Origin of the sequence: Bacteroides sp. 1001302B_160321_D4 (genome assembly GCF_015667765.1) — a bacterium.
Classification (GTDB): domain Bacteria; phylum Bacteroidota; class Bacteroidia; order Bacteroidales; family Bacteroidaceae; genus Bacteroides; species Bacteroides xylanisolvens.
This window is the reverse complement of sequence record NZ_JADPLO010000070.1, coordinates 21,988-28,293: the sequence shown is the minus strand read 5'-3', so window position 1 is coordinate 28,293 and position 6,306 is coordinate 21,988. Positions and strand designations below refer to the sequence as shown.

General features: G+C 42.3%; 5 protein-coding genes and 1 tRNA gene. 2 read left to right on the top strand and 4 right to left on the bottom strand.

What is annotated here, in order from left to right; translation table 11 throughout:
* Positions 1–153: 153 nt before the first annotated feature.
* Positions 154–237, bottom strand: a tRNA-Leu gene (locus tag KFO40_RS21465).
* A 164-nt stretch (positions 238–401) separates the two neighbouring features.
* On the opposite strand from KFO40_RS21465, the gene KFO40_RS21460 reads away from it, so the two are divergent.
* Positions 402–1,484, top strand: coding sequence for a mannose-1-phosphate guanylyltransferase (locus KFO40_RS21460; RefSeq protein ID WP_004317553.1), 1,083 nt, complete (start codon positions 402–404; stop codon positions 1,482–1,484).
* A 147-nt stretch (positions 1,485–1,631) separates the two neighbouring features.
* Here the strand turns inward: KFO40_RS21460 and KFO40_RS21455 are convergent, their stop codons facing one another.
* From KFO40_RS21455 to rpsO, 3 genes are all read right to left on the bottom strand, one after another.
* Complete coding sequence (locus KFO40_RS21455; protein WP_049701275.1) at positions 1,632–3,281, bottom strand: AMP-binding protein; 1,650 nt, start codon at positions 3,279–3,281, stop codon at positions 1,632–1,634.
* A 35-nt stretch (positions 3,282–3,316) separates the two neighbouring features.
* Positions 3,317–3,892 carry a helix-turn-helix domain-containing protein gene (locus tag KFO40_RS21450; RefSeq protein WP_004296396.1) on the bottom strand — a complete coding sequence of 192 codons (576 nt, stop codon included), beginning with the start codon at positions 3,890–3,892 and terminating at the stop codon, positions 3,317–3,319.
* A 186-nt stretch (positions 3,893–4,078) separates the two neighbouring features.
* Complete coding sequence (gene rpsO / locus KFO40_RS21445) at positions 4,079–4,348, bottom strand: 30S ribosomal protein S15 (RefSeq protein ID WP_004296393.1); 270 nt, start codon at positions 4,346–4,348, stop codon at positions 4,079–4,081.
* Between the two features lie 155 nt (positions 4,349–4,503).
* Between rpsO and typA the strand changes: the two genes are divergently transcribed.
* A complete protein-coding gene (gene typA / locus KFO40_RS21440; protein WP_004317549.1) occupies positions 4,504–6,303 on the top strand; it encodes a translational GTPase TypA in 1,800 nt (599 codons plus the stop codon).
* The last annotated feature ends 3 nt before the right edge of the window (positions 6,304–6,306 follow it).

Genomic DNA, 6,306 nt, shown 5'->3' with positions numbered 1-6,306 from the left:
ATCGTTTGGGAAGAGGATGTTTTCATGATGCAAAAATAAGAATTTTAACGCAATCCCCCAAGGTTTCAGACTGAGCCAATTTCGGTATGACCAACGAGTTACGAGGAGTAGAAAAGAAAAACGGAGAGAGTATTTCTACTTTCTCCGCTTCAGTACCCAGACCCGGGGTCGAACCGGGATGGAAGTGAATCCACTGGTGTTTGAGACCAGCGCGTCTACCGATTCCGCCATCTGGGCGCATACTTGATTTCTCAATTGCGGTGCAAAGATACGACATTATTTTGATTCCACAATAGTTTGGCAAAAAAAAGGAGAAAAAAATAATAAAACATATCTTAAACACTTCTCTATTCAGAGAATAAACCGTACATTAGCAGAAACTTTAAAATAGAGTCACTATCATGACAAACCAGGATAATTATTGCGTGATTATGGGTGGCGGCATTGGAAGCCGCTTCTGGCCGTTTAGCCGCAAAACATTGCCCAAACAATTCTTAGATTTCTTCGGAACGGGCCGTTCACTTTTACAACAGACTTTCGACCGGTTCCAAAAAGTTATCCCAACAGAAAATATTTTCATCGTTACCAATGCAATGTATGCGGACTTAGTGAAGGAACAATTGCCCGAAGTGAACGAAGAACAGATTCTGCTGGAACCCGCAAGACGAAATACCGCTCCGTGTATAGCATGGGCCGCTTACCACATCCGGGCACTGAACCCGAACGCCAATATCGTAGTCGCTCCTTCAGACCATTTAATTTTAAAAGAGGATGAGTTTCTTGCCGCTATCGAAAAAGGACTTGATTTTGTTTCACGCTCGGAAAAGCTACTGACATTAGGAATTAAACCCAATCGCCCGGAAACAGGGTATGGATATATACAAATAGACGAACCCGCAGGAGGAAACTTCTATAAAGTAAAAACATTCACAGAGAAACCGGAACTGGAATTAGCTAAAGTATTCGTAGAGAGCGGAGAATTTTATTGGAATTCCGGCCTATTTATGTGGAATGTAAATACAATCATCAAAGCAAGTGAAGATTTACTGCCTGAATTAGCTTCCAAACTGGCACCGGGAAAAGATATTTATGCCACCGACAAGGAGAAAGCATTCATCGAAGAAAACTTCCCAGCATGTCCTAATGTATCCATCGACTTCGGCATTATGGAGAAAGCGGATAATGTGTATGTATCATTAGGAGATTTTGGCTGGTCCGATCTTGGAACTTGGGGATCACTTTATGATTTATCGGAAAGAGACCCGGAAGGCAATGTTACGCTGAAGTGCCATTCACTTATATATAACAGTAAAGATAATATGGTAGTACTTCCGAAAGGCAAACTGGCCGTTATCGATGGACTGGAAGGATTTCTGATAGCCGAATCGGACAACGTTCTTTTGATTTGCCGCAAAGATGAAGAACATGCCATCCGTAAATATGTAAACGACGCCCAAATGCAACTGGGCGATGATTTCATTTAATAATACGCAACCTGACGCCGGAATCAAAGCCGGATAAGATCATACAAATAGTGAACGGTGAACAAACTGCATAATTGATTGCAGAGAGTTCACCGTTCACTGTTTATAATCAAAAAACTTTGTGTGTCTTTAAATAATCATGAGTTTCTAAATAATCTCTATTCCCTGCTCCTTGCAAAGTTGCAGTCCCAGATCTTTCAATCTGAACTTCTGAATCTTTCCACTACCCGTCATCGGGAATTCATTCACAAAGAAGATATATTTCGGAATCTTATAACGAGATATTTTATTTCTGCAGAAATCACGTACATCGGCTTCCTGCATTTGTACTCCTTCCTGCAAAATAATAAATGCTCCGACTGCCTCACCATACTTTTTAGAAGGAATACCAGCCACCTGAACATCTTTCACTCCATCAAGCTTATAAAGAAACTCTTCTATTTCGCGCGGATAAATATTCTCGCCACCACGAATAATCATATCTTTGATACGTCCGGTAATCCGATAATTTCCATCTTCATCCTTGATACCCAAGTCGCCGGAATGCAAGAAGTTGTTTTCATCAAGCACTTCCGCCGTTGCTTCCGGATTCTTATAATATCCTTTCATGGTATTATAACCACGGTTACACATTTCACCTTGTACACCAACCGGACATTCTTCACCTGTTTCAGGATCAATCACTTTCACCTCCGTAAATTCGAAATCATGTCCTACCGTATTACAACGTACATCGAACGGATCATCAATACGGGTGGCCGTCATACCGGGAGCGGCTTCTGTCAATCCGTAGACACTAGTCACCTTCATATACATTTTCTCTTCTACCTGCTTCATTAGTTCGACAGGACACAGCGAACCCGCCATAATACCTGTACGAAGACAAGACATATCAAAGAGATCGAACATCGGATGATGCAACTCGGCGATAAACATAGTCGGCACACCATAAAGAGCCGTACAACGTTCTTTATGAATAGAGGCCAGCACAACCAACGGGTCGAAACGTTCTACCATCACTTGTGTACAACCATGAGTCAGACAGTTCATGGTAGCCAATACTACCCCAAAACAATGGAACAACGGAACGCAACAACAAAGTTTGTCATCTGCCGTGAACTTCATGTGTTCCCCCGTCAGAAATCCATTATTGGCGATATTATAATGTGTCAGCATCACCCCTTTCGGAAAACCGGTAGTGCCCGACGTATATTGCATATTTACCACATCGTGACAATCCACTTTGCTTTTTAGTTCGTTCAAACGGTCATCTTCCACATTATCTCCCAACAGCAGGATCTCCGCTGTATTATACATACCACGATGTTTTTCCTGACCTACATATACTACATTTCGCATATATGGAAAGCGTTCGCTCTTTAAATGTCCACGCTCACAAGTCTTCAATTCAGGAAGCATCGTGTATGTCATCTGCACAAAATCACTATCCTTCTCACCATTCACAATACAAAGCGTATGCATATCCGAGTTCTGGCAAAGATACTCCAATTCCGATTGCTTGTAGTTCGTATTCACTGTAACATATACCGCACCAATCTTCGCGCAGGCATATAGCAATGTCAACCAATCGGGAACATTAGCCGCCCAGATACCCACATGGGTACCACGTTCCACACCAATGGCAATAAGCCCTTTTGCCATATCATCCACACGACGGTTCAACTGACTCCAGGTAAAACGGAGATTTCGGTCGGAATATACGATATATTCCTTATCGGGAGTCTCTTCAGCCCAGTGTTCCAGCCACTGCCCCAAAGTACGATCAAATAATTGCATGTAATTATACTTAAGTCTTGGTTCCTACTATTTCATTAAATCGGTGTGTAAACTACTGCCAGGATTTTTGCAGCCTGTCCCTCATAAGCATGTACATGATGAGGAACAATGGAATCATAATAAATACTATCACCCTCTTCCAGCAGATAGGTGTTCTTGCCATAGCTGATTTCCATGATACCTTCCATAACCATGATAAACTCTTCTCCTTCATGAGAAGAAAGCACGAAGTCGGTATCTTCCGTCGGCATCACATCGATAATAAACGGTTCCATGTGACGGTCCGCCTTTGACTTGGACAACGAGTGATATTCCATGTGTTTGCGAGAGTGAATCGCATTATTGGAAAAACTGATCGCATCCTTGGCCTCTTTCTTACGGCATACGACCGGTCCGACTTCATCCTGATCATCAAGGAAAGTACCCAGACGTACTCCCAACACACGCGCAATCTTAATCAGCGGTGCGAGAGAAGGTATATCAATGTTATTCTCAATACGTTCAACCTGTTCGATAGCCAAACCTGAACGTTGCGCCAACTCTTCTATGCTTATTGATTTATCTTCGCGGAGGGCTTTAATTTTCTCGCCAACAATCTTACTTGTATCCATTTTGAAAGCATTTTAGTTATCAAAGGTGATAAATTATAATAATTAAGCTGCAAAAATAGCAAAATCTTTAGATGAACACAATTATAACCGAAGAAAATACGACTATCAGGAAGAAAAAGAAGAAACTAAAAAAAAGCCGTTCCTCTATCATGAGGAACGGCTTTAAATCTTTTCGCGACAAGTAGATTACTTACGCAAACCGAGCTCTTTAACAATAGCACGATATCTTTCGATATCTCTTGCTTTCAGGTAGTCGAGTAAGCGACGACGCTTACCTACCAACATTGTTAACGCTCTTTCAGTACTATAATCTTTTCTGTTGAGCTTCATGTGCTCAGTCAGGTGAGAAATACGGTAGGAAAACAATGCCACTTGGGCCTCAGCTGAGCCGGTGTCAGTGTTAGACTTTCCGTACTTTCCGAAGATTTCTTGCTTTTTAGCAGCGTCTAAATACATAATTCTTAGAATTTTAATTGATAAATTATTCTTTTGAGCGTGCAAAGATAGGCATTATCTTTATATCACACAACGATTTACAAGAAAAAATTGCTATCATTGCGCATATTTCTAATCCTATTTTCGTACCTTTGCAGCCAAATAATAGGTATTATATGCAAAATATTCGAAACATTGCAATCATTGCCCATGTTGACCATGGGAAAACAACGCTGGTTGACAAGATGCTATTGGCCGGAAATTTATTCCGCAGCAACCAAAATAGTGGTGAACTTATCCTGGATAACAACGATTTGGAACGCGAACGTGGTATAACGATTCTTTCCAAAAACGTATCCATCAATTACAACGGTACAAAAATTAATATTATTGATACTCCGGGACACAGCGACTTCGGTGGTGAAGTAGAACGTGTATTGAATATGGCCGATGGCTGTATTCTGTTGGTAGATGCCTTCGAGGGTCCGATGCCACAGACTCGTTTCGTACTGCAAAAGGCGCTCGAAATCGGTTTGAAACCCATTGTGGTAGTTAATAAGGTAGATAAACCTAACTGCCGCCCGGAAGAAGTTTACGAGATGGTTTTCGACTTGATGTTCAGCTTGAACGCAACGGAAGATCAGTTGGACTTCCCCGTGATTTACGGTTCCGCCAAAAACAACTGGATGAGCACCGACTGGCAACAACAAACTGACAGCATCACTCCGCTACTGGATTGTATCGTCGAAAACATTCCGGCACCGCAACAGTTGGAAGGTACTCCCCAGATGTTGATTACTTCTCTGGATTATTCTTCTTATACCGGTCGTATTGCCGTAGGTCGCGTACATCGTGGTACATTAAAAGAAGGTATGAATATAACGCTTGTGAAACGTAACGGCGATATGTTCAAGAGCAAAATTAAAGAACTCCATGTTTTCGAAGGTTTAGGCCGTGTGAAAACAAATGAGGTTTCTTCCGGTGACATCTGCGCGCTGGTAGGTATTGACGGATTCGAGATTGGAGATACAGTTTGTGATTTCGAAAGTCCGGAAGCACTGCCACCCATCGCAATTGACGAACCGACCATGAGTATGTTGTTTGCTATCAACGATTCTCCTTTCTTCGGTAAGGATGGTAAGTTTGTGACTTCACGCCACATCCACGACCGTCTGATGAAGGAACTCGACAAGAACCTGGCTCTCCGCGTAAGAAAGAGTGAAGAAGACGGTAAATGGATTGTTTCCGGCCGTGGTGTACTCCACCTTTCTGTATTGATTGAAACAATGCGTCGCGAAGGATATGAATTGCAGGTAGGTCAGCCACAGGTTATCTTCAGAGAAATCGACGGTGTGAAATGCGAACCGATTGAAGAGTTGACCATCAACGTACCGGAAGAATATTCCAGCAAAATTATTGATATGGTTACCCGCCGTAAAGGTGAAATGGTAAAGATGGAAAATACAGGCGAACGCATCAATCTTGAATTCAATATGCCTTCACGTGGTATCATCGGTTTGCGTACCAATGTACTGACGGCCTCTGCCGGTGAAGCCATTATGGCACACCGTTTCAAAGAATATCAGCCGCACAAAGGAGAAATTGAACGCCGTACCAATGGTTCTATGATTGCTATGGAAAGCGGAACAGCTTTTGCTTATGCCATCGACAAATTACAGGATCGCGGTAAGTTCTTTATTTTCCCGCAGGACGAAGTCTATGCAGGACAGGTAGTAGGCGAGCACTCTCATGACAACGACTTGGTTATCAACGTAACCAAATCGAAGAAGCTGACGAATATGCGCGCTTCCGGTTCGGATGACAAAGTACGTCTGATTCCGCCTATCCAGTTCTCACTTGAAGAAGCATTGGAATATATTAAGGAAGACGAATATGTAGAAGTTACTCCAAAGGCAATGCGTATGCGTAAAGTGATTTTGGACGAAATCGAACGTAAACGTGCCAACAAGAACTAACCA

Bases quoted from the DNA above. Each gene is read 5' to 3' on its own strand.
- KFO40_RS21460 (WP_004317553.1), top strand. From the start codon at position 402: ATGACAAACCAGGATAATTATTGCGTGATTATGGGTGGCGGCATTGGA.
- KFO40_RS21455 (WP_049701275.1), bottom strand. From the start codon at position 3,281: ATGCAATTATTTGATCGTACTTTGGGGCAGTGGCTGGAACACTGGGCT.
- KFO40_RS21450 (WP_004296396.1), bottom strand. From the start codon at position 3,892: ATGGATACAAGTAAGATTGTTGGCGAGAAAATTAAAGCCCTCCGCGAA.
- rpsO (WP_004296393.1), bottom strand. From the start codon at position 4,348: ATGTATTTAGACGCTGCTAAAAAGCAAGAAATCTTCGGAAAGTACGGA.
- typA (WP_004317549.1), top strand. From the start codon at position 4,504: ATGCAAAATATTCGAAACATTGCAATCATTGCCCATGTTGACCATGGG.